This is a genomic window from Exiguobacterium aurantiacum, from assembly GCF_024362205.1.
Classification (GTDB): domain Bacteria; phylum Bacillota; class Bacilli; order Exiguobacteriales; family Exiguobacteriaceae; genus Exiguobacterium; species Exiguobacterium aurantiacum_B.
On record NZ_CP101462.1, the window covers coordinates 2700001 to 2726141 of the forward strand.

Annotated in this window: 30 protein-coding genes and 3 tRNA genes (1 of these 33 running past the window's edge); 6 read left to right on the top strand and 27 right to left on the bottom strand. The window is 53.6% G+C overall.

Annotated features, from left to right (window positions below):
- From NMQ00_RS14035 to acpS, 11 genes are all read right to left on the bottom strand, one after another.
- Nucleotides 1–22: transfer RNA gene (locus tag NMQ00_RS14035), tRNA-Glu, on the bottom strand; it reaches 53 nt to the left of the window's first position.
- A gap of 27 nt (nucleotides 23–49) precedes the next feature.
- Nucleotides 50–141 (bottom strand) — tRNA-Ser (locus NMQ00_RS14040).
- 9 nt (nucleotides 142–150) lie between these two features.
- Nucleotides 151–225 (bottom strand) — tRNA-Asn (locus tag NMQ00_RS14045).
- A gap of 208 nt (nucleotides 226–433) precedes the next feature.
- Nucleotides 434–2560 carry a Tex family protein gene (locus NMQ00_RS14050; protein ID WP_255178727.1) on the bottom strand — a complete coding sequence of 709 codons (2127 nt, stop codon included), beginning with the start codon at nucleotides 2558–2560 and terminating at the stop codon, nucleotides 434–436.
- Between the two features lie 75 nt (nucleotides 2561–2635).
- On the bottom strand, nucleotides 2636–3436 hold the full coding sequence (gene sigB / locus NMQ00_RS14055; protein WP_021068185.1) for an RNA polymerase sigma factor SigB: 801 nt from the start codon (nucleotides 3434–3436) through the stop codon (nucleotides 2636–2638).
- Entirely contained in the window at nucleotides 3402–3878 is a 477-nt protein-coding gene (rsbW, locus tag NMQ00_RS14060) for an anti-sigma B factor RsbW (RefSeq protein WP_128123186.1), read from the bottom strand. The genes sigB and rsbW overlap by 35 nt, the downstream gene beginning before the upstream one ends.
- The gene (locus NMQ00_RS14065; RefSeq protein ID WP_021068183.1) at nucleotides 3875–4201 is read right to left on the bottom strand and encodes an STAS domain-containing protein; all 327 of its coding nucleotides are present in this window, start codon (nucleotides 4199–4201) and stop codon (nucleotides 3875–3877) included. Before NMQ00_RS14065 ends, rsbW begins: the two co-directional genes overlap by 4 nt.
- Before the next feature lie 140 nt (nucleotides 4202–4341).
- Entirely contained in the window at nucleotides 4342–4692 is a 351-nt protein-coding gene (locus NMQ00_RS14070) for a type II toxin-antitoxin system PemK/MazF family toxin (RefSeq protein WP_029596222.1), read from the bottom strand.
- A 5-nt stretch (nucleotides 4693–4697) separates the two neighbouring features.
- Nucleotides 4698–4976, bottom strand: a complete 279-nt coding sequence (locus tag NMQ00_RS14075) for a hypothetical protein (protein WP_021068181.1) — start codon at nucleotides 4974–4976, stop codon at nucleotides 4698–4700.
- Between the two features lie 129 nt (nucleotides 4977–5105).
- On the bottom strand, nucleotides 5106–6182 hold the full coding sequence (alr, locus tag NMQ00_RS14080; protein ID WP_255177174.1) for an alanine racemase: 1077 nt from the start codon (nucleotides 6180–6182) through the stop codon (nucleotides 5106–5108).
- Entirely contained in the window at nucleotides 6160–6537 is a 378-nt protein-coding gene (gene acpS, locus NMQ00_RS14085; RefSeq protein WP_214718376.1) for a holo-ACP synthase, read from the bottom strand. Before acpS ends, alr begins: the two co-directional genes overlap by 23 nt.
- Before the next feature lie 63 nt (nucleotides 6538–6600).
- Between acpS and NMQ00_RS14090 the strand changes: the two genes are divergently transcribed.
- The gene (locus NMQ00_RS14090; RefSeq protein ID WP_034780868.1) at nucleotides 6601–7326 is read left to right on the top strand and encodes a rhomboid family intramembrane serine protease; all 726 of its coding nucleotides are present in this window, start codon (nucleotides 6601–6603) and stop codon (nucleotides 7324–7326) included.
- A 48-nt stretch (nucleotides 7327–7374) separates the two neighbouring features.
- Here the strand turns inward: NMQ00_RS14090 and argF are convergent, their stop codons facing one another.
- Genes argF through argC form a run of 7 tightly spaced genes read right to left on the bottom strand, consistent with a single transcriptional unit; the run spans nucleotide 7375 to nucleotide 16494 of the window.
- Nucleotides 7375–8301: an ornithine carbamoyltransferase gene (argF, locus tag NMQ00_RS14095; protein ID WP_255177175.1), complete on the bottom strand. Its 927-nt coding sequence runs from the start codon at nucleotides 8299–8301 to the stop codon at nucleotides 7375–7377.
- Entirely contained in the window at nucleotides 8298–11318 is a 3021-nt protein-coding gene (gene carB, locus NMQ00_RS14100; protein WP_255177176.1) for a carbamoyl-phosphate synthase (glutamine-hydrolyzing) large subunit, read from the bottom strand. The genes argF and carB overlap by 4 nt, the downstream gene beginning before the upstream one ends.
- A complete protein-coding gene (locus NMQ00_RS14105) occupies nucleotides 11311–12360 on the bottom strand; it encodes a carbamoyl phosphate synthase small subunit (RefSeq protein ID WP_255177177.1) in 1050 nt (349 codons plus the stop codon). The genes carB and NMQ00_RS14105 overlap by 8 nt, the downstream gene beginning before the upstream one ends.
- On the bottom strand, nucleotides 12357–13502 hold the full coding sequence (locus tag NMQ00_RS14110) for an acetylornithine transaminase (RefSeq protein ID WP_255177178.1): 1146 nt from the start codon (nucleotides 13500–13502) through the stop codon (nucleotides 12357–12359). Before NMQ00_RS14110 ends, NMQ00_RS14105 begins: the two co-directional genes overlap by 4 nt.
- A complete protein-coding gene (gene argB / locus NMQ00_RS14115; RefSeq protein ID WP_255177179.1) occupies nucleotides 13462–14241 on the bottom strand; it encodes an acetylglutamate kinase in 780 nt (259 codons plus the stop codon). Before argB ends, NMQ00_RS14110 begins: the two co-directional genes overlap by 41 nt.
- Nucleotides 14238–15455: a bifunctional glutamate N-acetyltransferase/amino-acid acetyltransferase ArgJ gene (argJ, locus tag NMQ00_RS14120; RefSeq protein ID WP_255177180.1), complete on the bottom strand. Its 1218-nt coding sequence runs from the start codon at nucleotides 15453–15455 to the stop codon at nucleotides 14238–14240. The genes argB and argJ overlap by 4 nt, the downstream gene beginning before the upstream one ends.
- A 13-nt stretch (nucleotides 15456–15468) precedes the next feature.
- Nucleotides 15469–16494, bottom strand: a complete 1026-nt coding sequence (argC, locus tag NMQ00_RS14125) for an N-acetyl-gamma-glutamyl-phosphate reductase (RefSeq protein WP_255177181.1) — start codon at nucleotides 16492–16494, stop codon at nucleotides 15469–15471.
- Between the two features lie 172 nt (nucleotides 16495–16666).
- Between argC and NMQ00_RS14130 the strand changes: the two genes are divergently transcribed.
- The gene (locus tag NMQ00_RS14130; protein ID WP_255177182.1) at nucleotides 16667–17113 is read left to right on the top strand and encodes a YusW family protein; all 447 of its coding nucleotides are present in this window, start codon (nucleotides 16667–16669) and stop codon (nucleotides 17111–17113) included.
- Nucleotides 17114–17151: 38 nt separating this feature from the next.
- On the opposite strand, the gene NMQ00_RS14135 is transcribed toward NMQ00_RS14130, so the two are convergent.
- The 3 genes from NMQ00_RS14135 to NMQ00_RS14145 are packed head-to-tail and all read right to left on the bottom strand — an operon-like array spanning nucleotide 17152 to nucleotide 18253.
- The gene (locus NMQ00_RS14135) at nucleotides 17152–17469 is read right to left on the bottom strand and encodes a hypothetical protein (RefSeq protein ID WP_255177183.1); all 318 of its coding nucleotides are present in this window, start codon (nucleotides 17467–17469) and stop codon (nucleotides 17152–17154) included.
- A gap of 33 nt (nucleotides 17470–17502) precedes the next feature.
- Nucleotides 17503–17985: a hypothetical protein gene (locus NMQ00_RS14140; protein WP_255177184.1), complete on the bottom strand. Its 483-nt coding sequence runs from the start codon at nucleotides 17983–17985 to the stop codon at nucleotides 17503–17505.
- A complete protein-coding gene (locus tag NMQ00_RS14145; RefSeq protein ID WP_255177185.1) occupies nucleotides 17978–18253 on the bottom strand; it encodes a 4a-hydroxytetrahydrobiopterin dehydratase in 276 nt (91 codons plus the stop codon). The genes NMQ00_RS14140 and NMQ00_RS14145 overlap by 8 nt, the downstream gene beginning before the upstream one ends.
- Before the next feature lie 142 nt (nucleotides 18254–18395).
- On the opposite strand from NMQ00_RS14145, the gene NMQ00_RS14150 reads away from it, so the two are divergent.
- Together NMQ00_RS14150 and NMQ00_RS14155 are read left to right on the top strand one after the other, a co-directional pair.
- The gene (locus NMQ00_RS14150) at nucleotides 18396–18929 is read left to right on the top strand and encodes a cysteine hydrolase family protein (protein ID WP_255177186.1); all 534 of its coding nucleotides are present in this window, start codon (nucleotides 18396–18398) and stop codon (nucleotides 18927–18929) included.
- Between the two features lie 22 nt (nucleotides 18930–18951).
- Nucleotides 18952–20397: a nicotinate phosphoribosyltransferase gene (locus tag NMQ00_RS14155; RefSeq protein WP_255177187.1), complete on the top strand. Its 1446-nt coding sequence runs from the start codon at nucleotides 18952–18954 to the stop codon at nucleotides 20395–20397.
- 37 nt (nucleotides 20398–20434) lie between these two features.
- Here NMQ00_RS14155 and NMQ00_RS14160 read toward each other — a convergent pair whose 3' ends face one another.
- Nucleotides 20435–20737, bottom strand: a complete 303-nt coding sequence (locus tag NMQ00_RS14160; RefSeq protein ID WP_034780857.1) for a hypothetical protein — start codon at nucleotides 20735–20737, stop codon at nucleotides 20435–20437.
- A 113-nt stretch (nucleotides 20738–20850) separates the two neighbouring features.
- Here NMQ00_RS14160 and NMQ00_RS14165 point away from each other — a divergent pair, with 113 nt between their 5' ends.
- On the top strand, nucleotides 20851–21324 hold the full coding sequence (locus NMQ00_RS14165) for a YwpF-like family protein (protein WP_233005265.1): 474 nt from the start codon (nucleotides 20851–20853) through the stop codon (nucleotides 21322–21324).
- A 74-nt stretch (nucleotides 21325–21398) separates the two neighbouring features.
- Here the strand turns inward: NMQ00_RS14165 and NMQ00_RS14170 are convergent, their stop codons facing one another.
- The 3 genes from NMQ00_RS14170 to NMQ00_RS14180 form a co-directional block, all read right to left on the bottom strand.
- Nucleotides 21399–21875 carry a DUF456 domain-containing protein gene (locus NMQ00_RS14170; RefSeq protein ID WP_255177188.1) on the bottom strand — a complete coding sequence of 159 codons (477 nt, stop codon included), beginning with the start codon at nucleotides 21873–21875 and terminating at the stop codon, nucleotides 21399–21401.
- A gap of 10 nt (nucleotides 21876–21885) precedes the next feature.
- Entirely contained in the window at nucleotides 21886–22485 is a 600-nt protein-coding gene (locus NMQ00_RS14175; protein WP_255177189.1) for a histidine phosphatase family protein, read from the bottom strand.
- Nucleotides 22486–22551: 66 nt separating this feature from the next.
- Complete coding sequence (locus NMQ00_RS14180) at nucleotides 22552–23487, bottom strand: alpha/beta hydrolase (protein WP_255177190.1); 936 nt, start codon at nucleotides 23485–23487, stop codon at nucleotides 22552–22554.
- A gap of 172 nt (nucleotides 23488–23659) precedes the next feature.
- On the opposite strand from NMQ00_RS14180, the gene NMQ00_RS14185 reads away from it, so the two are divergent.
- Nucleotides 23660–24700, top strand: coding sequence for a metal ABC transporter solute-binding protein, Zn/Mn family (locus tag NMQ00_RS14185; protein ID WP_255177191.1), 1041 nt, complete (start codon nucleotides 23660–23662; stop codon nucleotides 24698–24700).
- Nucleotides 24701–25135: 435 nt separating this feature from the next.
- Here the strand turns inward: NMQ00_RS14185 and NMQ00_RS14190 are convergent, their stop codons facing one another.
- Together NMQ00_RS14190 and NMQ00_RS14195 are read right to left on the bottom strand one after the other, a co-directional pair.
- On the bottom strand, nucleotides 25136–25366 hold the full coding sequence (locus NMQ00_RS14190) for a hypothetical protein (protein WP_255177192.1): 231 nt from the start codon (nucleotides 25364–25366) through the stop codon (nucleotides 25136–25138).
- Nucleotides 25367–25629: 263 nt separating this feature from the next.
- Complete coding sequence (locus NMQ00_RS14195) at nucleotides 25630–26085, bottom strand: DUF1877 family protein (RefSeq protein ID WP_034780851.1); 456 nt, start codon at nucleotides 26083–26085, stop codon at nucleotides 25630–25632.
- Between the last annotated feature and the right edge of the window lie 56 nt (nucleotides 26086–26141).

The window sequence follows — 26141 nt, forward strand, 5'->3', positions numbered from 1 at the left end:
TTAACCGCTTGACCAACGGGCCAGATGTATGTGTTTTCTAAAAATTAAGTGGCGGAGACGGAGGGATTCGAACCCTCGCACCGGTTTCCCAGCCTACTCCCTTAGCAGGGGAGCCCCTTATAGCCTCTTGGGTACGTCTCCAAAATAAAATGGCTCCGCAAGTAGGATTTGAACCTACGACCTACCGGTTAACAGCCGGTTGCTCTACCACTGAGCTATTGCGGAACGTTGCTTGAATTATCGAAGTAACGATTTAAATTGTAACCGCAAACCAGAAACCTGTCAATCACTTTTTTAGAAAAGCTTTAATATTCCATGTCGTCTCTCGGCGACTTCTATAAGATAGCACGGGCAGAAAAGACCGTCAACACTTTTTCATAAAAAAACCCGAGCAAAATGAAAAACATTTTGCTCGGTGCTAGTTTCTTCTTATTTAACGCTTCGGCTCCAGCATCGTAAGACTGATCCGTCCACGATTGGCGTCCACTTGTTCAATCCATACGGTGACGATATCACCGACCGCAACGACATCAAGCGGATGTTTGACGTAGCGATTCGACAATTTTGAAATATGGACGAGTCCGTCTTGCTTAACCCCGATATCAACGAACGCACCAAAGTCGATGACGTTTCGCACCGTCCCTTGGAACTCCATCCCCACTTGAAGGTCTTCCAAGTTCATGACATCTGTCCGAAGTAATGGCTTTTGAATGTCTTCGCGCGGGTCACGTCCCGGTTTTGCGAGCGACTTCAAGATATCTTCGACTGTCGGCAATCCGGCATTTAGCTTCTCACTCAGCGCTTTGGCATCGACGGTCTTCAATCGATCTCGTAGTTCAGCCGTACCGACTGCTTGCTTCGAAACACCGAGTTCCTTCAATAGAGAGAGCGTCAACTTATAGCTCTCCGGATGAATCTCCGTCTGGTCGAGCACATCGCTCCCGTTCGTGATCCGTAAAAAGCCGGCTGCTTGTTCATACGCCTTTGCTCCAAGACGCGGCACTTTCTTGATTTCTTTCCGTGTATCAAAGCGCCCGAACTCATCCCGATACGCGACGATGTTTTTGGCCGTCGTCTTATTCAACCCGGATACGTATGTCAGAAGTGACTCCGAGGCCCGGTTTACATCGACACCGACCATGTTGACGACACTCTCGACGACGAACTCGAGCGACCCTTTCAACTTGTTTTGACTGACGTCGTGCTGATATTGTCCGACCCCAACAGACTGCGGATCGACTTTTACGAGTTCCGCCATTGCATCTTGAATGCGTCGAGCGATCGAAACAGCCGAACGTTCTTCTACTTTCAATTCCGGGAATTCAGACCGGGCAATCTCCGAGGCCGAATAGACACTTGCCCCCGCCTCGTTGACGATGGCATAGGCAATCTCCCGTTCCGCTTTCTTCAACCAATTCGATACGAACTGTTCCGTCTCACGAGATGCGGTCCCGTTCCCGATGACGATGACAGAGATCGGGTAACGCTTCACGAGCGACGCCAACACTTTCTCCGAACCGGCGACATCATGTTTCGGTGCCGTCGGATAGAAGACACCGACCTCTTCGACTTTTCCAATCTCATTGACGACGGCCCATTTACATCCGGTGCGGTAGGCTGGGTCAATCCCTAAGACGACGACCTCGCGAAGCGGCGGTTGCATATAGAGCTGCTTCAAGTTTTTCGAGAACACGTCGATTGCCTGCTCTTCGGCCGTCTCGGTCAACTCGCTCCGAATCTCACGTTCGATCGCCGGGAACACCGATTTCTTGAAGGCGTCCTTCACGGCGAGCGTGACAAGTTCACGTTTCTCCGTCGGCAAGCGGTCAAACTTGGCGAGCGCTTGCCGCATGAAGCCCGCTTCGTCGAAGGCGATTTTCACTTGCAACACATCCGTGCGCTCTCCACGGTTCAAGGCGAGGATTCGGTGCGGGACAATTCCCGCGATTTTTTCTTCATATTCATAATACTGGGCGAACACTTCTTTCTCATCTTCCGCCTGTTTTTTCTTCTGTGAACGAAGGAGTGCCTCTTTCCGGACTCGTGTTCGAAGTGATTGTCGAAGCGTCGCCACTTCGCCCCATTCCTCCCCGATGATCGATTGCACGAACGGAAGTGCTTCTTCAAGCGAAAGGTCCCCGGCTAACGACTCCGCTTCTTTCACCGAATACGGTGTCGGTTGACGATACCAGTCGGCGAGGGCTTGGAGGCCTTTTTCCCGTCCTTGTTCGGCTTTCGTCCGTCGCTTCGGACGATACGGAAGGTAAATGTCATCGACTTGCTGCAGGCTTGTCGCCGCTTCAAGCGCACGGGTCAACTCCGGTGTCGCCTTCTCGAGTTCTTCGAGTTTGGCAAGGACGTCCGTCTTACGTTTGTGCAAACTCTCTTCATATTGTAAGGCGTCGAGGATCGCTTTGATTTCGACTTCATCGAGATTACCGGTCATTTCTTTACGATAACGGGCCATGAACGGAATCGTCGCTCCGTCAGCGGCAAGCTGTTGCACCGTCTCGACTTGACTCGGCTTTAACTTCAACTCTTTTGCGACTTTCGTAATCAATCGAATCACTTCCTTTTCTCTTCTCTCTAGAAGTGTAGCAAACTCACGCCTAGACGACAAAAAAACGATGACCGTTTAGTCATCGTTTGAGAATACTTCATTGAGTGGGACTTTGATGGCTTCGCGTAATTTCTCGAGCGCACGTCGCTGCAAACGCGATACGTGCATCTGTGAAATCCCGAGGAGTTCACCCGTCTCTTTTTGACTCATGTTTTTGTAATAGGCGCATTCCAGAATCGCCTGTTCTCGTTCGTTCAAGACACTGAACGCTTTTTCAAGGATGAGACGCTGGTCGACCGATTCGTAGCCACGTTCTTGACTCCCGACAAGGTCGAGGAGCGTGACAGTCGAACCTTCGTTATCCGCTTCGATTGAGCTGTCGACAGAAAGCGCTTGATAGCTCTTACCCATCTCAAGCGTCTCGAGAATCTCTTCATCCGAAACACCGAGGTGATCGGCGATCTCATCGATGCGCGGTGAACGTTGTAACTCGGTCGTCAATTCTTCGACCGTCTTCTTGATTTTCGGTCCAAGCTCTTTAATCCGGCGTGGAACGTGGACGCTCCACGTCTTGTCCCGGATGAAACGCTTGATTTCCCCGATAATCGTCGGAACGGCGAACGATTCGAAACTGCGTCCGAACTCAGGGTCGAAACGGCGGAGGGCAGCAAGAAGTCCGATCATCCCGACTTGAACGAGATCGTCATGGATGGCTCGGCCCCGCGAAAACTTTCGTGCGAGCGCCTCAACGAGGTCCGAGTATCGGTTGATGAGGAGCATTTGGACTTCTTCATTTTGATCGTCCTGTTGATAACGCTCGATCCACTCTAATACTTCATCATCACTGTGATGGCGTTGTTGAGATTTTGCTGGCACTCTGATCCACCTCGTCCCTATTAAGGAGTTTCGTCATCGTCACCTTGACACCGTTGTCCTTGTTGATCGAGACGTCATCCATTAAGGCTTCAATGAGGAAAAGACCGAGTCCCCCTTCGTGAAGCGATTCGATTTCAGCCGTCTCTTCGACTGGCGCCGCTTGGCGTTTCACGTCGTCGGCAAATGTTTTGCCCGAGTCCTCGATCGTCATTTCGAGACGATCTTCATGGACGCCGCACGTGAGCTTCACTTCACCTTCTTGATCTTCATAGGCATGTTGAACAGCATTGCCACAGGCTTCCGAGACCGCGATTTTAATATCTTCGATCTCGTCGTACGTATATCCCATACGGTTAGCGATTCCTGAGACGACTAAACGGACCACACCGACATACTCCGGTTTGGCCGGGAACGTCATCACCGTCTGTTCGATGTTACTCATTGCGTGCCACCTCTTACGTTTGTATTGATCGAAAGCAACTTGTGCAGTCCTGTCAATTCAAAGAGACGGTTGACGCGGTCGGTGACGCCGACGAGCGACAACTCCTTCTCGTTACGTTTGGCTATTTTAAGGGCACCGACAAATACGCCGAGACCAGTTGAATCCATATAGTCGACTTCATCCAAATGAACGGTAACATCTTGTTCCGTAATGGCCGGGTGCAAGACTTCCTTCAATTTGGGTGCGGTATATGTATCCACTTCTCCGGATACGTAAAGGTGTAATTGTTCTCCAATGACTTGCTCGCGAATCGCTAAATCCATCGTATATTCCCTCCTAATGTGCGTACAGAAAAATTGAGTACGATTAAACTAAATTCCCGTTTTACAGAATTCTAAACTATTTTTTAAAGATTTTTTTGAAAAAAAACCGATACCCATGTATCGGTTTCCTTATATGTAAGCTAGAGAGGGATTAATCCCAGACTAATCTCTAGCGCTCGGTCAACTTTGTGCATCGTCTCATCATCGAGATGAGTGACTTTATCCGTCAGACGACGCTTATCAATCGTTCGAATCTGTTCAAGCAAAATCACGGAATCTCGTTCGAGACCATGTTTGACTTGATATACCTCTACATGAGTCGGCAGTTTTGCTTTCTGGATCTGAGCCGTAATCGCAGCGACAATGACGGTCGGGCTAAAGCGATTGCCGATATCGTTTTGAATGACGAGAACCGGACGAACTCCACCTTGCTCTGAACCGACTACGGGCGACAGATTCGCATAAAACACGTCACCACGCTTTACGATCACTCCGCTCACACCCCGCTTACTTGACGTAAGAGAGCATGTTCGGCTTCCGTCTCAATCATCAGCATCTCTTCTGCCATATTCAAATTAAACGCGGCCATCTCTTGATAGCCTCTCGCCAATTCTTCGCGCAGTGTTTGTTGTCGATCAGCAATTTCTTTGGACAAGTACGTCACTACATCGTTCAATGACAATGATTCACGGTCTTTCATCGAAATCGGACCCACATGCTGCGAGAACCGATCTGGAACGGACGCTAAAGCACCCGCAGTTCGCTGTTTCAACATCTTACACCTCCAGAATCGTTTCAATGACTGGCGGAAATATTCCCGCGTTCTTTACCAATATAACACGCGAGTTTGGGAAAATATAGAGAATTCCCGAAAGAATTCAGATAATTTCACACGTTTTCCGCTTTACACATAACGTCGCGGGAGGCGATTCGTTAATTGACAGACGACCTCGTAGTTGATCGTCTCGAGATGCGTGGCCAGTTCGTCAATCGCGACCGGTCCACCGATGAGGGTGACGACCGTCCCGACCGGCAGCTCTTCAGGAAGCCTCACCATGAAGCGGTCCATGCAGACACGACCGACGATCGGACAATGGTGTCCGTTGACGTCGACTTCGAATCCGCTCGCTTTGCGAATCCAACCGTCGGCATACCCGACCGGCACGGTGCCAATCCACTCATCCTCAGTCGTCGTATACGTCGCCCCGTAGCTGATCGTCTGTCCGGCCTCAAGTCGCTTCACTTGCATGAGTTTGCTCTTCAACGTGAAGGCCGGACGTAAAAATGAATAGAAGGAAGCCATTTCAGCTGACGGGTAGAGCCCATAAATCGCAATTCCGACCCGTACCAAGTTATACGGCACATCTTCCCCGGCCATGCGAATCGCCCCGGCCGAGTTCGATGTATGGATGTAACGGAATCGCGAGTGGAGGCCATCCATCAACTGACCGAACCGCTCCTGTTGCTCATAATATAGCTGGCTGTCCGGCTCATCCGCCGTCGCGAAATGAGTATAGATCCCTTCAACGACGAAACGGTCATCGGCCGCCTCGAGAAGTGCATCAAGTTCAGCGCGGGTCCGCAGACCGAGGCGCCCCATCCCGGTGTCGACTTTCACATGAACGGTCAGCGGACGGTCAGATAGATGCGTGCGCGCCTCACGTAACCAGTCGGCCGAAAAGACCGACAACGTCACATCATGATCGGCCGCGACGCCCGCAGTTTCTGGGAACTGGGCCTCCATGACGAGAATCGGTGCTTCAATCCCAGCCTCTCGGAGCTCGATGGCTTCTTCAAGCAAGGCCACTCCGAGCATCGTTGCCCCGTTCTCGAGTGCGATTTTCGCGACTTCGACGGCTCCATGTCCGTAAGCGTTCGCTTTGACGACGGCCATGAGCGCTTGCGGGATCCGTTTTTTGATTTCGATTACGTTATGCTTGATCGCCGCCCGATCAATTTCAATCCAACTTGGACGAAACATCGTGATCCCCCTCTTCAATGATGACTTGTGCCACGGCGTATTGCTCGCTGTGGCTGATACTCATATGAATCCGGCCTGAGTAAGGCGCCGTCATATGTGGTCGCCCGGCCTCATCCGGTAAGATTTCGATTTGTTGCCACGACAGGCCCCGGGCAATCCCGGTCCCGACCGCTTTGGCATACGCTTCTTTCGCCGCGAACCGTCCAGCGACGAATTCGATGCGGCGTTGTTCTGGATAGGCGTCGGCGAGCGCCCGCTCAGCTTCGGTCAACAGACGCGCGACGAAACGGTCATTCTTGATCGAGCGAGCAATCCGCTCGAGCTCGACGATATCGATTCCGATTCCCACAATCACAGGACACTCGCTCCTTTCCTTTTTCACTCGTTTCCTTATACAATTAAGGAAAGAGGTGATGCTATGTTTAGTCGTACTGAGAATGTTCAAACGTTCGTCCGGGCGTATCCGCTCGTAACGCTGTTCATTGTAATCCAACTGCTCGTGTTTGTCATCGATTCTTTGGTACCTGACCTCCGAATCGTCGCACTCGGCGGGTCGTTCCATCTCGCGCTCGCCCAAGGGGAATGGTACCGTCTCTTGACGGCCAACTTCATCCACTTAGGGCTCGGTCATTTGCTGTTCAACTCGTTCGCTTTGATCATCTTCGGACCCGCCATGGAACGCATGGTCGGTCACATCAAGTTCGCCGTGTTTTATATCGTGGCCGGTGTGCTTGCCAACTTGCTCACGTTCTTCACGGTGAGTGAGCTGTTCTACCTGCAAGCCGGTGCTTCAGGGGCGATTTTAGCGATTCTTGGCTTCTATGTGTACATCGGTCGGTTCCGCCGGACGCTCATCTATAGTCAGGATGCTCGACTCGTCTATATCTTCGTCGCCATCAGCGCCGTGTTCACGCTCATCGGGGCGAACGTATCACTGTGGGGACACGTGTATGGCTTCCTTGCTGGGTTCTTGCTCGCGATTCCGCTTTCCCGGTTCGCGGTCCCATACTCGCGCCCGCTCCGTTACGGGAAGTACAAGCCTCGCAAGTATTCTCCGCCCATCATTCATACGGGTGAAGGCAAATGGATTTTCTACGTGATTGTCGGACTGGCCGTGTTCGGTTTGTTCGCCCGCTTCTTATGACGGTAAAAAAGAGAGGATTCGCCAAAGCGGCGAGTCCTCTCTTTTCGTTTAGGTGAGCAAGGTGAGCATGAGCGCCTTTTGCGCGTGCAATCGATTCTCAGCTTGATCGAACACGACCGATTGCGGGCCGTCGATGACGTCAGCCGTCACTTCCTCACCACGGTGAGCCGGGAGGCAGTGCAAGAAAATCGCATCCGACTTCGCTTGTTGCATGAGGGTAGCATCAACTTGGAACGTCGCGAACTGCGTCAACCGTTCCGCCGCTTCCGCTTCTTGTCCCATGCTCGCGAACACATCTGTGTAAATGACGTCCGCTCCCTCGGCCGCAGCGACCGGGTCTTGCCACAACGTGACGCTGCCCCCCGTCGTCGCCGCGAGTTCGTTCGCCCGTTCAAAAATGTCGGTCTCGACCGTATACGCTTCCGGCGAGGCGATGCGGATGTGCATCCCGCTGAGCGCGCCCCCGATCATGAGCGAGTGGGCCATATTGTTCCCGTCTCCGATGTACGTCAACGTCTTCGCCGTTCTCGTGCCGAACACTTCCTCGACCGTCAACAAGTCGGCGAGTACTTGGCACGGGTGATGGGAATCGGTCAATCCGTTGATAATCGGAATCGACCCTGCCGAAGCGAGCGTCTCGACCGTCTCGTGGGCATACGTCCGAATCATGAGCGCGTCGACATAGCGGCTCATGACTTGAATCGTATCCGTCAGCGGTTCCCCGCGTCCGATCTGTAAGTCACTGCTGCTCAAGAACAGCGGATAACCGCCGAGTTCGACGACACCGACCTCGAACGACATCCGGGTCCGGGTCGAGGCCTTCTCGAACAAGAGCGCCACTTTCTTGCCGGCGAGTGCGGACTGGAACGCTTCCGGCTGTCGTTTCACCTCGGCCGCGAGTCCAAGCAAGTCGTCGAGCGCGGACGGAGTCAGTTCCTCGAGTGTCAGTAGATGATTGATCGTTTTCGTCGTCATAATGGTAGTCCCTCTCCTGTCTGCATCGTTTGAAGTGAACGGACCGGCATCGGTTCCGCTTGCATCGCTTGTTGATAGTACTCGGCAAGATGTGTCTCCGAGATGACGTGGACACCGTTTCGGACCGCCGTCTCACGTGCCGCTTGTTCTTCTGGTGCGTTCGAGAATAGGACCGACACGTTTTGGAACTCGGTCGTCTCATCAAGCGTTTGATCACTATATGACGACCAGCCTTTCCCGGCTACGGTCTCGGTCCGAATCATGACGCGCGTCGTCGTCGCATCGTAACAGAACCGTTCGGTCACGTAAGGGGTCATGCTGAATTGGAGCGTCTCCCCGGTCGAGCGCATGACGGGTCCGGTGAGTGGGTCGACGCCCGGCAATTTCAAACTTGAGAATACCGGTGTCTTGATGGCATATCCGTTCCATACCGGACGTTCGTCTGAGACGACGGTTGCCAACTCATGGCCGAACGCCGCGAGCGTCGCCCATTCGATAAGCGGTTCCCCGGTCACTTTACTAACGATCGGGACCGTCCGAGATGCACGCGGGTTGATCTCGAGCACGTAGATGACGTCGCCCTTCAAGACGAATTGGATGTTGAGCGCCCCTCGGTACGCGAGCGCTTGTCCAATCGTTTGAACGATGGTTTCAATCTCCGCCTGTTGCGCGCGTGACGTCTTGACCGGTGGCAGAATCATCGTCGAATCGCCCGAATGGACACCGGCGGCCTCAATCTGTTCGAGCAAGGCCGGGACGTAGACGGTTTTCCCGTCTGTCACACAGTCGACTTCGAGTTCACGTCCATCGACATACGCATCGACGAGGAGTGGGTAGTTCAAACTCGGGGCGATCCGCGCCAAGTCCTCATTCGTCCGAATGATGTACATCCCTTTCCCACCGATGACGTAGGAGGGACGAACGACACATGGGTAGCCAAGACGATTGATTGCGGACGTCAACTCGTCTGCCGACCCGACCTCTTCTCCAGGGATGTGGGCCACACCGATACCATCGAGGAACTGATAGAAGCGATCCCGGTCTTCCATTTGATCGATGACATCAGCCGATGCACCGAGCAGGCGATATCCTTTGTCTTCTAACGCATGCGCGAGAGCGATGCCGGTCTGACCGCCGAACTGAATCAACACGTCCTGACAGCCTTCGGCCTCCAACACGTGGACGACATCTTCAATCGTCAACGGTTCGACGTACAGCTTGTCGGCGACCGTGAAATCGGTCGACACCGTCTCCGGGTTGTTGTTGATCATAATCGTCTCGACCCCGAGCTTTTGAAGCGCCCAGACGGCATGCACCGAACTGTAATCGAACTCGATGCCTTGCCCGATCCGAATCGGTCCGGACCCGATGACGGCGACTTTTGGACGCTCGCTCGGCACGACTTCAGACGTCCCGTGCCACGTCCCATAAAAGTACGGCGTGCGACTCTCGAACTCAGCGGCACACGTATCTATCATCTGATAGACCGGATGGATGTCGTGTTCGAGCCGCATCGATACCACCGTTTCGGCCGTGACGTTCATCTGCTGCGCGATCTGGGCGTCGGTGAAGCCGAACCGTTTCGCCTGCAACAGGTTCGCTGGCGTGGACAGGTTCAGATGGATTGTCGTCACGAGTCGGTCGAACGTCATCATGAAGTGTGGGGCGATGCCCGTCAACGCTTCAAGTTGTGACGCCGTGGCGATTCCCTGGTCGAGTAGCGCGAGGCACGCCAGGAGACGACGGTCGGTCGGTGCCGATATTTCAGCGTATAGCGCGTCGGCATCAGCTGTCGCCATCCAACTTGGATAGAGCGGACGCTGCTCGACACCGGCACCACGCCATGCTTTCTGTAGCGCTTCTTCGAGCGTTTTGCCCATCGCCATGCTCTCCCCGGTCGCTTTCATCTGCGGTCCGAGCGTCCGGTCCGTCCCATTGAACAAATCGAACGGGAACGTCGGCACTTTCGCCGTCACATAATCGAGGGCCGGTTCGAAGCTCGCCATCGTTCCGTTCGTGACGGGATTGATGCAATCGTCGAGTCGTTCCCCGAGCGCGAGACGGGTCGCAATCTTCGCAATCGGATACCCGGTCGCTTTTGAGGCGAGCGCCGAGCTACGCGAGACGCGCGGGTTCACTTCGATCACGTAGTAGGCGTCTTCCGTCGGATGGACGGCGAACTGGATGTTACATCCGCCGATGACACCGAGAGCCGAGACGATTCGGAATGCGGCGCTCCGTAACGTCTGATGCATCGCATCCGATAACGTCTGGGCCGGGGCGAACACGACCGAGTCACCCGTATGGACGCCGACCGGGTCGATGTTTTCCATGTTGCAGACGATGATGCACGTCCCGTTGGCGTCACGCATGACCTCATATTCGAACTCTTTATAGCCGGCGATGCTCTGCTCGATCAAACACTGCGAGATTGGACTCGCCTCGAGACCACGCTTCGCAAGCGTGTACGCCGCATCAATCGTCTCCGCAATCCCGCCGCCGGTACCGCCGAGCGTGAACGCCGGACGGACGATGAGCGGGACGCCTGTCTCGGCGATAAAGCCGTCAAGCGCCTCGATGGACTCGATGGTCGTGCTGACCGGGAGCGGTTCCCCGAGTTCGTTCATCTTCTGCTTGAACCGTTCGCGGTCCTCCCCGTCACGAATCGTCTCGAGCGACGTCCCAAGGAGAGCGATGCCGTATTGATCAAGCACGCCGGCCTCGTCTAAAGCGAGCGCCAAGTTGAGGGCAGTCTGCCCGCCGACCGTGGCGAGCAAATGGGTCGGTCGTTCTGCCTCGATAATCAACTCGGCCTTCTCTAACGTCATCGCCTCGATGTACGTGTGATCGGCCAAACCGGGATCGGTCATAATCGTGGCCGGGTTCGAGTTGAAGAGCACGACCTCACATCCCGCTTCTCGAAGCGCTTGGCACGCCTGTGTGCCCGAATAGTCAAACTCGGCCGCCTGTCCGATGATAATTGGACCTGAACCGATGACGAGTACTTTCTTATGCATAGACGTTCACCCCTTGCTGAATCATTTTGTCGAAGCGGTCAAAGATGGCTTGTGCTTCTTTCGGTCCCGGACTGGCCTCCGGATGGAACTGGGCCGAGAGAATCGGGGCAGTGCGGTGCAACGTCCCTTCGACCGACAAATCGTTCACGTTCTCAAACAATAATTCGAGCGGCGTCTCTTCCAAACTGTCCCGTGTGACGACGTACCCATGATTTTGCGACGTCATCCACACTTCACCCGTCTGGACGTTCCGGACCGGATGGTTGGATCCGCGGTGTCCGTACGTCTGTTTTTCAATTTCACAGCCGAACGCGAGCGCGAGCAGTTGATGGCCCATACAAATGCCGAGGGTCGGATATGCCAGCGCCACTTCACGCACATTGTCGAGGTAATCGACCAAATCACGCGGGTCTCCCGGACCGTTCGACACGAGAATCCCGGTCGGTGCGAGCGCTTGGACTTTTTCGGCCGTCGTATCGAACGGAACGACTGTCACCGTGTACCCTCGCTCCACCATCGCTTGAACCATCGACGCCTTCACGCCGAAGTCGAGACAGACGATATGTCCGCTCGCCCCGTCGCCGTGACGCACATGCTCTGACGTCGAAACGGTCTCGGTGATTTGATGTAAGTCCCCGTCAAACGATGCCTCGATTTCAGAAGTCATCACACCCCATTGATCCCCGTGTTCACGGAGGGCATGGACGAGCGAGCGTGTATCGATGTCTGACAGTACCGGTACACCGGACTGTTCCAGCCAGTCTTTCAAATCGGTCGCCGCCCCGTTTCCAGCCAACGTCTGGACGAGCACGCCCGCCACTTGAATGTCCGCACTTTCAGATGCTGCGTCGGTCAACCCATATTGCCCGATGAGCGGATACGTGAAGGCGACGATTTGACCGGCGTACGACGGATCGGTCAACACTTCTTGGTAACCGGTCATGCCTGTGAAGAAGACGACCTCCCCTTTCGCCAAGCGCGCACTCGTCTCCCACGTCCCGTTGAACTGTTGACCGCTTTGTAACGTCACTGTCCCCGTCATGACACCATCTCCTTTGTAATCACATGTTCAATGATTGCGAGTGCTTCATCCACTTCAGCTTCCGTGAGCAGCAAAGACGGCAAGAAGCGAATCACGTCCGGACCTGCCGCGACGACCAAGAGCCCCGCGTCTCGCAATTGTTCAATCCACGCCGCGACCGGTTGCGTCGCGACGAGCCCGAGCATCAACCCCAGCCCACGCACTTCAGTGAACGTCTCCCCGTCGACAAATTGTTCCAAGCCCGCTCGTAATCGCGCGCCCGTCGCATTGACATGGGCAAGTGCGTCCGCCTCGAACAAGATGTCGAGCGTCGCTTCCGCCGCGGCCATCGCAAGCGGATTGCCGCCGAACGTCGAACCGTGACTTCCAGCCGTGAAGACATGCTCCGCACCCGTTGCTGTCAAAATCGCTCCGACAGGGAAACCGCTGCCGAGCCCTTTCGCGAGCGTGACGACGTCCGGTTGAAGCGGGGTCTGTTCGAACGCGAAACGGGTACCTGTGCGGGCAATCCCGGTCTGCACCTCATCGACGACGATTTTGACACCATGCTCAGTCGCCTTCGCTTGAAGCGCTTCGAGCCAGGCCGAGTCAGCGACGACGACCCCGCCCTCGCCTTGGACGATTTCGAGCCAGACCGCAGCCGTCTCCTCATCGATCATGTTGAATGCGTCCATGTCATTGAACGGTGCGTGTACGAAATCAGCCACCATCGGGCCGAAACCGGCTTTGACCTTGTCTTGTCCGGTCGCCCCGAGCATCGCGAACGTGCGACCGTGGAACGATTTCGTGAACGTCACGATTTTTGTCTTGTTCGTCCATTTCCGAATCAATTTGAACGCCCCTTCGTTCGCCTCGGTCCCGCTGTTACAGAAGAACGCATGCGTCAAATGCGTCCCTGACATGAGCATCTCGGCGACGCGAGTTTGCCCGCTGATGTTGTAAAGGTTCGACGTGTGCCACACTTTTTGCAGCTGCGCCTCGAGCGCTTGGCTCACATGCGGATGACGATGGCCCGTCCCGCAGACGGCGATGCCCATGACGAAGTCGAGATACCGGTTGCCGTCCGTATCGGTCACGTAAGAGCCGCTCGCCTGTTCAATCTCAATATGTCGTTGTCCGTATGTCGGTAGTAGTGAATGCATGGTGCACCTCCTGTAGTGTTGTCCCGGGATGAGCCGGTTGCTTGCCGTCACGGATGACCGCGACTTCAATCCCTCCTGTTAGAGCACCTAGGAGCGCCTCAGTCTTCGGGATCATGCCCCCATAGATTTGACCCGAAGCGATGGCCGTTTCGACGTCTTCACGCGTGAGCGTTTGACGGAACGTCCCATCGATGCGAATACCCGGTACGTCGGTGATCATTTCAAAACGGTTGGCCCGCAACGCGACCGCGACCGCGATCGCACAGTCATCCCCGTTACAGTTCAACGTGCCTTCCGGTCCTTGTAAGAGTGATGTCACGACGGGCACGTAGCGACTCGCGAGCAACAGCTCGAACAAGTCCGTCTCGACACGGTCGACTTCACCGACCGCCCCGAGTTCCACCAATTGCTTTCCTGTCAGCGTCTGTCCGTCCACACCCGAGAGACCGACCGCTTGAATATGATGACGACCGAGGGCAGCGACGATTTCGGTCTGCATCTCTCCCGCGAGCACACGCTCGGCCCCTGTCAACACGTCTGCGGTCGTGACACGACGACCGTCTTGAAACACCGGTTCGATTTGTTGCCGTTCGCAATAGGCCGACAAGGCAGGTCCACCCCCATGGATGAGCACGAGCTCATGTCCCGCCTCGAGCCACGCCCGCCACTCGTTAAAATAGTCCGGATGGAGCGTGTCCCAAACGCTCCCGCCGAGTTTGACGATTTTTCGTTGTTTCATGTCCGGTAACTCGCATTGATTTTGACGTAATCGTAGGTCAAATCGCAGCCATACGCCTGACCTTGTCCGGTGCCGTCTTGCAACCGGATTTGAATCGGGACGATGTCTTGTCCCATCTCTGCTGTCGCGAGTGTCTCATCGAACCAGACCGGCGCACTTTCCATCAATACATGCTGTGATCCGATACGGATATCGACATGGTTCACGTCAATCGGTTGCTCACTGGCACCGATGGCGGCGATGATGCGTCCCCAGTTCGCATCTTGTCCATAGACGGCCGTTTTCACGAGCGAGGAGCCGACGACTTGTTTCGCGATCATCCGGGCCGCCTCATCGGTCTTCGCCCCGACGACCTCGACTTCAATCAGTTTCGTCGCCCCTTCCCCGTCCCGGGCGATCGCCTTGGCGAGATTCGTGCATACGTCGGTCAACGCTTGGCGAAAGCGGTCATAGGCTGGCGTGCCTTCGATGATTTCGTCCATCTCGGTCAGCCCGCTCGCCAAAGCGAGCACCATATCGTTCGTCGAGCTGTCCCCATCGACGGTGATGCTGTTAAACGAGGCATCGACACTCTGTTTCAGCGCCCGTTGCAAGACGTCTGGTGCGATGACGGCATCGGTCGTGATGAAGCCGAGCATCGTCGCCATGTTCGGATGAATCATACCCGAGCCTTTGGCCACGCCCGCAATCGTGACGGCGGCGTCGCCTTCGGCGTACTCGACCCCCGTACATTTTGTCCCCGTATCGGTCGTCAAAATCGCTTCTGCGAACGACTCCGCCCCCGTCTCCTCCTGGATTGGTTCAAGCAAATCGATTCCATTCAAGAGCGTGTCCATCGGCAACAGTTGGCCGATGACACCTGTCGAGGCGATTGCCACTTCTTCCGGTTTGACCCCGATATGTTCGGCCGCCTTATCGCGCATCACATACGCGTCCTCGAGCCCTTGCGGCCCGGTGCAGGCGTTGGCGTTCCCACTGTTGATCAACACGGCACGAATCTTTCCGTGCGACGCGTGTAGCGTTTCTTTCGTCACTTGGATCGGGGCCGCTTGGAACTGGTTCGTCGTATAGACCGCGGCGGCACTGGCCGCATGTTCACAGACGAGCAGCGCCAAATCCTTGCGCTTTCGTTTCAGTCCGGCGTGAACACCGCACGCTTGAAACCCTTTCGGCGTGACGACGTGGATGACAGGGCTGATCATTGTTTCAATCATCCGTTCTACCTCCTTATATGTACTGGGGCTGTTCATTCAACCCGGCTGTCTCATTTAATCCGAAGCGGACGTTGGCGTTTTGAATCGCTTGTCCGGCCGCACCTTTTTGCATATTGTCGATAACCGATACGATGGTCAATCGATTCGTCCGTGTATCGGCGTACACCCAGATGTCACAGTAATTCGAGCCGACGGCCGTCCGAATCTCCGGTTCGCCTTGTTGCACCCGGATGAACGGTTCGCCCGCATACGCCTCGGTCAAGACGTGCACCCAGTCCGCCTCGCTCTGCTCAATCGTCGGCACGACGCTCATCGTCGCCATGATGCCTCGATTGATGGGCAACAGATGTGTCGAGAGTGACACGGTCGCTTGCGTCCCGCTCACTGCATAAAGCGTCTGTTCAATCTCCGGGATGTGTTGATGGGTATGGACTTTATACAGTTGCACGTTTTCATTGGAACGGGCATGGTGCGTTTTGGCGCTGAGCCCTTTTCCGGCACCCGTGATGCCGGAGCACGCCGAGACGATGATTTCGTTCGGGTCGATCCAACCGCCGTTCACGAACGGCAACAAACCGAGCGCGACCGCCGTGGCGTAACACCCGGGATTGGCAATCCAGTCAGCCGTCTTCACGGCGTCTCGATTCCATTCCGTCAATCCATACACTGCCTGCGCTTGAAGCGACGCCGGTACGGCCGGTTTGCCGTACCACGTCTCGTAGCTCGATGCCGGCAGGCGTAAGTCTCCACTCAAATCGATGACGACTCCTTCATACCCCGTCAACTGCGCCACATATTGTGCTGACACCCCGCTCGGCGTCGCTAAAAAGATGACGTCAATTTGGTTCAATGCGTCCACCTGGAAAGGCTCAAGCGTCAAATTGCCGATCTCTAACCATGGATACAATTCCGCGAGTGTCGACCCGGCGCTCGAATCGCTCATCGCCCGGACGAGCGTGAATTCGGGATGTTTCCCGATGAGCTTTAACAGCTCCATCCCGGCGTACCCCGTGACGCCGACGATTCCACAAGTGATCATCTATCGAACCTCCTTAAAAGAATAAACTGATTAAAACATACGTATATTTATACTGTCAATTGTATTTTTATACAAAATGTTCATATCTTTCTCTTTCAACCTGTAAAAATAGAGTAAAAGCATGGCGGGACGGGAACTTAAGGATTATGTGAGAAAATTGGAGGGATTGTAGATGAAACGACTAAAATGGGCTTTACCTGTGACGGCCTCTTTATTTTTAATGGCTGGGTGTGGTGACTCTGACGAAGTGACAAACCAACCGAGCGAGGCACCTGTCGAGGATGAGGCAAATTCAGATAACAACTCGATGTATACGTTTGATAAGTTCGAACTCGATGTTGATTACACAGATGTCAACGACGCGATCAAAGTCGATTACGAGACAGAAGCAAATTCGACAGAGGCCTCATATGAGCGTAAAGAAGACGATTTGAATTTGAGTGGGGATGAAGCGATGCAAGAACTCGATTCATTATTTGGCCAGTTAAACTTTGATAAAGATACACCTGACGAAGAAGTCTTGAATCAGATTAAAGCCACGTTCAATGTGGAAGATGCGCAAAGCATCGAGGCTGATGTGACGTTCACCGACGGCACGGAAAAAGAATACAAAGAGTAATCAAAAATGGCCAAGCGCTGAGCGCTTGGCCATTTAAATTAGATTTGGTTTTTATGACGAGCGTCTTGAAGCGCATCGACCAAGTCTTTCACGTCTTCGACAAGATTTTGAATCGTATCTTGGTTCTCTTCGTAGAGCGCCTTCAAATCCATGACACGATCTTTCAAGCTCCCTTTCGACGAGGCTTGAAGGCCGACCGAATGGCTTTGTGTTGACGCATCCTTCGACTTGAGTCGTGATTTCATATGCTTGAGCTGTCTAACTTGTTGCTCACGCGTCTCTCTGTGGAGAAGCGATGCCCCGGCTCCGATGACGGCACCTGCGGCCAAACCCATCCAGAAGTAGTTCTTGTTCATAAAAAATCCTCCCCTAACATGACGTTATGTTTATTATAGGTCATCCGCTTCATCGACGACATAGTGTTTTATGATTGGACCGGCTCCTTTTTGTTCAACGGCTTCTTTCAGCCATTCTTGGAACAAGACGTAATCGGTCGAATCACGGAAACGATTTCCGCCCTCGGTGAATTGGATGAAGATAATCCCGTGGTTATCGTCCGGGTCGACACCGAGCCGATAGGCGGCAAAACCGCTATGGCTGGACCCGAGACGTGATTTGTCTTTCAACAAGCGATGGAACAAGAGCGACCGGGCGTTCGAATCGACTGGGATGTTCGCATAGACAATATTCCCTTTCGAGACGAATTGTCCTTCTGCCTCTTCGATTTGAAACGTCTTTCCGCTTTGGAACGGAGACTTGTCGCCTTCTGCGAGCAAAATCGTCTCGGTCCCGTTCGCGACGATGACGCCGGTTTGTTGACGCAATCGGTCGGCGACAGTTCCTGAGGCGAACGTCATGAACAATTTAGACAAACTCCTCACACCCTTTCGCGAGCATGATGTCTTTCTCCGTGATCCCACCTTCATCATGCGTGGACACGGTCAACGTGACGTTCCGATACTCGATTAAAATGTTCGGATGATGATTGAGCGTCTCCGCCAAATCGGCGACGAGATGGACGAATTGAATCGCCTCCGGAAATGTCTCGAGCCGATACGTCTTTTGTAATTCCCCTTCGACAACGTCCCAGCCATCTAAGCGGGATAGTTGCTCTGACAGTTCGGTTGATGACAGCAGCATGTGCTGATTCCCCTTTCGCAAACGGTTCTTCTTACACCTAGTACCCGACCCCGATCAAAAATAATCTTTTTCGCATCACGCAAAATGATTTAGAATAAGAAGGATAGCCAATTATTCTTTATATGAGAGAGGAGAGCTCCCCATGCGTGCATTGATCGTTATCGATTACACGTTTGATTTTATCGCAGATACGGGTCGTTTGACTTGTGGAAAACCAGGGCAAGACATAGAAGAACGAATCGTCCAATTGATTGAGGAGTTCGCGGACAAGGACTATGTTGTCGTCGCGAACGACGTCCACGATGCCGGCGACACGTATCATCCTGAGACGACGCTCTTCCCGCCACACAATATTCGCGGGACGGATGGCCGTGAGTTATACGGTGCCGTCAAAACTGCGGCGAGCCGGGCCGATCATTGGATCGATAAGACACGGTATAGTGCCTTCGCCGGAACGGACCTCGACTTGCGCTTGCGCGAACGGGCCATCACAGAGATTCATCTCGTCGGTGTGTGCACAGACATCTGTGTGCTCCATACCGCTGTCGACGCGTACAACCTCGGCTATACAATCGTCGTCCACGCCGATGCCGTCCAAAGCTTCAACTCAGTCGGACACGCTTGGGCGCTCGAACATTTTGTCACGACCCTCGGAGCAACAGTGACCGGAAAGTGACGTAAAACAGAAAGGAACGATTATGTTACATCGCAACCTAGCACTTCACACAGACCTATACCTCCCACGTTGGATGTATATCTATTGGAAACAAGGCCGTCACAACGAACAAGTCGTGTTCGACCTGTATTATCGATCGAACCCGTTCAGCGGAGGATACGTCGTCTTCGCCGGCCTGCAAAATATCGTGCATTACTTAGAGAACGTCTCGTTCACGGAAGAAGATATCCGCTACTTGAAACAACAGCTCGACTTTGAGGACGAGTTCGCGGACGTGCTCCGCAACTTCAAGTTCACTGGCTCGCTCTATAGCGTCCGTGAAGGAGAAGTCATCTTCCCGAACGAACAAGTCGTCCGCATCGAATCGACGATTTTTGAGGCGAAGCTGTTCCAAACGGCGCTCCTTAACATCGCCAACCACGAGTCACTCATCGCGACGAAATACGCGCGAATCCGCCAAGCCGCACCGAACGAGACGCTGCTCGAAGGCGGAGCCCGCCGTGCCCAAGGCGTCGATGCTGCGTACTACGGAACACGGGCCGCCTATATCGCCGGTTTCGACGTAACAAGTTTAGTATCGGCCGGACGCGATTTTGATGTCCCGACCGGCGGGACGATGGAGCACGCCGACATCCAATTCCACGATGAGGAACTCGAGGCGTTCCGCTCGTTCGCCGAGATGTATCCGGACAACACGAGCCTGTTGATCGACACGTATGACACGCTGAAGTCGGGTCTTCCGAACGCGATCACGGTCGCCAAGGAACTCGAGGCGAAAGGCTATCGCTTGAAGTCGGTCCGACTCGACTCGGGTGACTTGGCCTACTTGTCGAAAAGGGCCCGAAAAGCATTGAACGCGGCCGGACTCGATTACGTCAAAATCGTTGTCTCGGGCGACCTCGATGAGTACGTCATTCAAGACTTGCGGATGCAAGGTGCTGAAGCCGACACGTTCCTCGTCGGGACACGCGGCATCACGGCCTACGAGCAGCCTGCTCTCGGCATGGTGTACAAACTCGTCGCCCGCGAAGGCGCCGACGGGAAGCTGAAGCCGGTCATCAAAGTCTCGTCTTCGAAAGTGAAGACGACGACGCCGCACAAGAAAGAATTGTATCGCATCATCGATAACGAGACCGGGAAATTCAAAGGCGACTATATCGCCTTGGCCGACGAACCGGTCGAGACGTATAACGAGATTGATTTGATTGACGTGCGCGACCCGGCGTTCCGAATCAAGACACGTAACTTTAGCGTCAAACGTTTGCTCGTCCCGATTTTCCAAGACGGCGAACGCGTGTATGAGTTACCAAATGCGACAGAGATCCGTTCGTATCATCACGATCAGATGAACGGTCTGTGGGAAGAGTACAAACGTCTCCGCTTGCCGGAAGTGTACTCGGTCACGTTCAGTAAACCGCTCTGGGACTTGAAACTCGAGATGATTCGTCAAACACGGATTCCGAAATAAAACAAGAGGCTGCGGATTTTTTCCGTAGCCTCTCGTTTTATGCCGTCGTCATCTCATTCGCATGGATTTTATCTTCTTTTCTCCGAAAGTAAAGGGCGATTGAAAGAGAGATCAAAATCAATATGAAGTACACGGTCCGCTGCCAAAACGTCGCTTCCGTATCCCCTCGGAACAACGCGATGATATAGTCACTCCCGCTCACGAAGAACAACCCCGCGAGCAAGAGGAAGATTCGATATCCGGCCCGACTCCGCTCCTGCTTTACTTTGAAGAAAAGGACACCATAATAACCGATTGCTAGAATCGCGATATACCCGATTATGCCAACAACCCAACTCATCTTGATGCCTCCTTGTCCTCTATTTTTTACGTCGCTTCCCCGCTATCGTAACACAATCTTCGAATCAGACTGTGTTAAGATGAGTTAAAGAAAATGTGGAAGGGATCGATACGATGAAAACGTTCCGCCTAGTCCAAGTTCGCCTCGTCCAAGACGAGTACGGTAACGAGTTGAACCTCCCCGTCGAACTGCTCGATGGGTTGATTATCTCGAAAGAGCACGACAACGAATGGCTCCTCGAGATGCTCGTTCCGACTGAATTTGCCGTCACGCTTCATCATTACTTGAATAAACGAATCCTGCTCCTCGCCGAGGCCGTCATCACGTCTCCGGCGAACCGGCCGGCCGCCCTCGCGCTGACGTTCACGAGCGAACGGTCGCTCAGCGACCATCACACGTTCGTCGCGGAAGGGCTCATGCTGATGCCGAAACAAGATCCAACGAAGCAAGTGCTCGATTCGTTGATTTCTGAAGGCGTGGCCAACGCCGAACTCAAACCGTCCTTCTTCGAAAAACAAATGGAGCAACAGCAATCGTTCAGCCGCTCCGCCTTCACCCAGCTCGTTAAGACAGGATCGTTCGAATAAATCGAACGGTCTTGTTTTTCTTTCCCCGTTTTTACAAATCTCTCAACCCAAAAAGGCGAAGAAATTTCTCCGCCTCAAATGTAGATGAAAAACAAGATGACCATCATCGTCATCCCGACAACTTTGAGCATCGTGCTACCGAGGAAAGCGAGTACGGTACCGACACCGATACTCCACGCCTCACGCGTCGACTTACCGAGCGTGAGCTCGGCTAGAAACGCGAAGATGAACGGGAAGATGAGCACCCCGACGAGCGGGAAGATGAACGGACCGGCAATCAATCCGATCGTCGCCCCCCATTTCGCCCGTTCAGAACCGCCCCGCTTATCGACCGTAGCCCGGGTGACGATGTAGTCGACCACGAACAAGAAGATTAAGAACAAAATCTGCCACAGCCAAAACGTCCACGTGAGCGGCTCGAATGAGAAGCCGAAGCCGTAAATCACATAACCGATGAATAAGAACAAGACGCTCGGGATGACCGGATAGATCAAACCTGCGAACGCGACAACAAATGATGCGATGATGAAAATCCAGAGCAATGTCGTCATGAGCTTCTCCTCACTTTGCGACGATCACATTCGTAATATGGTCGGCGACATTGACCGCCTTGACCACGAACCGACCGTCTTGATGTTCGATATAGTTCGAGCAGGCGTTGCGCATGGCATGTCGGAACGTGTACGTGTCGTCGATTGCCGATAGCGCTGCTTTAATCGCATGTGAATGACAGACGACGATGACACGTTTACCGGCATGCGCCTCAACGATGTCTTCCATGCCGCTCAAGACACGGGCTCGCATCTCTTCTTCTGACTCAAGACCGGGTACGCGGTCTTGGTCATCGGCTTGGACAGCCTCATAGATGCCCGGTACCGGTTTTCCCGACGCGGCTCCGAATTCACGCTCGATGAAGCGTTCGTCACGGATGATGTGTGCTTCGTCGATGCCGCACGCCTCCGCGATGTAACGCGCCGTGTCGACGGCCCGTGACAACGGGCTCGCTACGATGACGTCCCACGATTCTTGACTTAAAAAGGCCGCACTCTCTTCGGCCTGCCGATGTCCGAGCGCGTTGAGCGGGATATCTTCCCGTCCTTGAATGATTTCTTGAAAGTTCCAATCGGTCTGACCATGTCGGACCAAGCAAAGTTCTGTCACGCGAGTCACTCCTTTTTGATTCCTAAATCCTTCCCCATCGTACCATCTTTGCGAAAAAGCGCAACGTCACATCATCGCGTCATCGATGAAACGATCGATGCGAGCCATAAGTTGCGTCTCTTTGATCGGGTTATCGGATTGGAGGAAACTCGCTAACGAGTGGGTTCCGTTCGGGAAAGAGATCAATTGCACGTTCGCACCGACTTCACTGGCATGTTCGACGAAATGGAGTGCCTGTCCGAACGGGACGATGGGATCTTTTTTCCCGTGCAAAAGGAGAATCGGTGGAGCATCATCGTACAGATGCGTGACCGGAGAACACTTTACCATCAGTTCGCGCCACGCCTCGCGACTACCTTCATAAAACTTCAAATGGGCGAGCCACGTCTGAATGAACTTGAACAATAAGAAGTTCGTCGGCGGATAGAGCGCGATGACCCCTTTAATCAGCGGGACGTCATCCCCAAGTTCACCGGTGAACTGTTTGCTTCGATCGAGCGCCGTCGCGAGGACGAGGGCCGCACCTGCCGAGTCGCCCCAGACGAGCAACTTGTCGATATCAAGATTGAGCAGACCGTCGTGTTGCTTGAGGTAGCAAAGCGCATCGGAAACGTCGATGATGTTGTCCGGGAAATAGACGCCGTCCTCGAACAGACGATAGTCGATACTGATGACCGCGAATCCTTTGGCGAGGAAGTGGTCGAGCAACGGATGGAACAACGTCACCATGCCGCGGTTCCCTCGAACGAACGCTCCCCCATGGGCATATACCGCGACCGGGAACGGTCCCTCCCCTGGCGGATAGTACACGTCAAACTGGAGCGGACGGTCATCGACAATCTTGTACGTGTGAGTCCGGCGTTTACGGGTCGAAGGACGCGCCGGCAATTCAGGCTCTTGCCAACGCACGAGCGATCCATACTGGTTCCACACGCTGGCCCCGGCTGCCGTCGCTGCCGCGAGCGCTGCACCACCAACGAACCAGGCGGTCTCCTTTCTCATATACATCCACTCCTCGTTCTTTTTTTAATCATATTCCCTTTTTCTCGAAAAACCATCCATCTGAAGTCGGACTTGACGTGCACGGATTCGCCCCCTATAATATAACTCGCAGTCACAGAACGTAACGGTTACGATTTAAAGGTTCACATAGAGAGGACAGGTGGAAGAGTTTATGAATAAGAAGTTATTGAGTGTCGCCGCTGCCGGCACACTTTTATTAGGTGGATGTGCCAGTAATGAAGAGGGCGGAGCGACGGAGGAGACGAGCGACCAGTTGACGGTGTATGCGTCAACGTTCGCCTTGAAATCGTTCGCTGAGGAGATCGGGGGCGACCGTGTCCGCGTCGAGATGGTCATCCCGCCTGGCGCTGATCCCCATACGTACGAGCCGACCTCGAAGCAGATGACCGAGATCGCTGAGGCGGACTTATTCTTGACGGTCGGCCATGACCTCGAGCCATACGTCGAGTCGATGGAGAAAAGCTTGGCCAACGAGAACGTCACGTTCGTAAAGACGGCTGAAGACGTCACGCTCCTTTCTGCTGAAGACACGGTCCACGTCCACGGCGAAGATGAGCATGGGCATGAAGAAAACGAAGACGAGCACGCGCACGAAGAGGACGAGCACGGTCATGAGGAAGATGAGCATGCCGAGGAAGAAGCCGGTCACAGCGAAGATGACGGTCATAACCACGGACAGTATGACCCACACGTCTGGCTCGATCCAATGAATGCCGTCTCAATGGCCGAAGCGGTCGAAGCGGCCTTCAGCGAACAGGCCCCTGACTATAAAGACGAGTTCGCGGATCGCTTGAGCGCATTCAAAGAAGAAGCCGACACACTCGACGCCGAGCTCAAAGTGGCAGTCGACGCCGGCTCGAAGTCAGAGTTGCTCGTGACACATGCAGCTTACGGTTACTTGGCAGAGCGCTATGGATTTGATCAACTCCCAATCGCAGGTCTCACGCCTTCGGAAGAACCGTCACAACAGGCATTGAAGCGCGTCATCGAAGAGGCACAACTTCATGATTTGAAATACATCGCCTTTGAAGACACGGTGACACCGAAAGTTGCCCAAGTCGTTCAAAGCGAGATTGGCGCGGAGACGGTGACGATTTACAACTTAGAATCCGTCACGAAAGAACAGATGGACAAGAGCTACTTCGATCTCATGCGCGAGAACGTCAAAGCGCTTGAGACGGCATTGAAATAAGAAAAAAATCTCGGCGCTACGGCGTCGAGATTTTTTTGAATGGTATGACACGCTTTAGAGCCGTCCCGCTTACTAGCGTTTGGTGTGAGCGGCTTTGTCCTGTAGCAGTCGTTCCGCGACCAGGACGTAGACGAGAGCGACCAAGACTCCCACGGCACCTGGTAGAACGGCCACGATCGGGTCGGCCAAATATGAGGCGGGGATTAGATAAGTGAATAAGGACTTCACACCATAAAGTGCCAGTAGCGCCGTAAGGAGAATGACGATTCTAGTTGTTTTCTTCACATTCCCAAAAAACTGACGTTCAGTTTGATCTGCTTGATTTGTATTCGTTATGCCTAACCAAGATAACATTCAGCGAACCCCCATTGAATTATAAATACTTTGCCATTTAATCAGGTCACAGCACCGCTCGACGCTACGACGTCGGGCTGTTTACATGTCCGGCTGACGATTGATTTGTCGCAACCGAATCCAGATGACGCTTGTGACAAACAGTACGACCGTCACCATACTCGCTTGTAACAAATTCTCACCCAGTACTTTACGTGAGTCGAGACTATAAGTGACTAGCAAGCTTCCTAAAAAGAAAATGATCGCCACGGCACCGATACGCAACAAAGAACGATTTGGCCAACGTTCATATAGAAACATCGCGCTATTCATCATAGTCAATAAAAGATTTAGGAACAGCAAGACGCCCCAAAGTATCGAGACAAGATGGTCGGAAGGCGTCCCCGCAACAAGGACATATCCCCAACTCACGATATAAAGCAAGAGCGTTATCATATTCAGCCTTGCAACGCGTTTTCGACCGATTCGATATGCAAACGCGGGACTAACCAGCATATAGAATAAAGCCAAATTAACAAGGAAATTACCCACTTAGCCCACCGCCATTTTTTCAATATTATACCATTTAGGCGATGTCATTCATAATAAATCAACACGAGCTCATCCCGTTCAATCGCTTCTTCGCAGAATCGTTTCAGCAGCGTCCATTTGAGCCAGACATCATCAAGCCCCTCATGGTCGACGAACGCCATGTCAGCCACATCTTCTTTCGTGAACGCGTTCATCGCATCTTTGACGATATGGAGCAGTTGCGGCGTCAAAATTCCGACCACGACCGCCTGCTTCTCGTTGACGATCAATTCTTCACCGATGACGGCCATTTCCAAGTTATATGTGTCATCCCCATCGATGTATACCTCGATTTGCCCCAAGATTTTTTGGAATCGTTCGATATTCGGGAGCGTCAACGTCTCATACGTGTCACGTTGTTGAGCGTGCACGTGCAACAGCCAATCTAAAATCATTTCCGGGTCTTGCCCGAACGAGACCCATACCTCTGGGGAAATGCGTATATAATGTGTCGTCTCCATGATTGAACGCCCCCCTTTTCTTCAGTTTACCCATCTTTTAGGCGCAAAAAAACCGT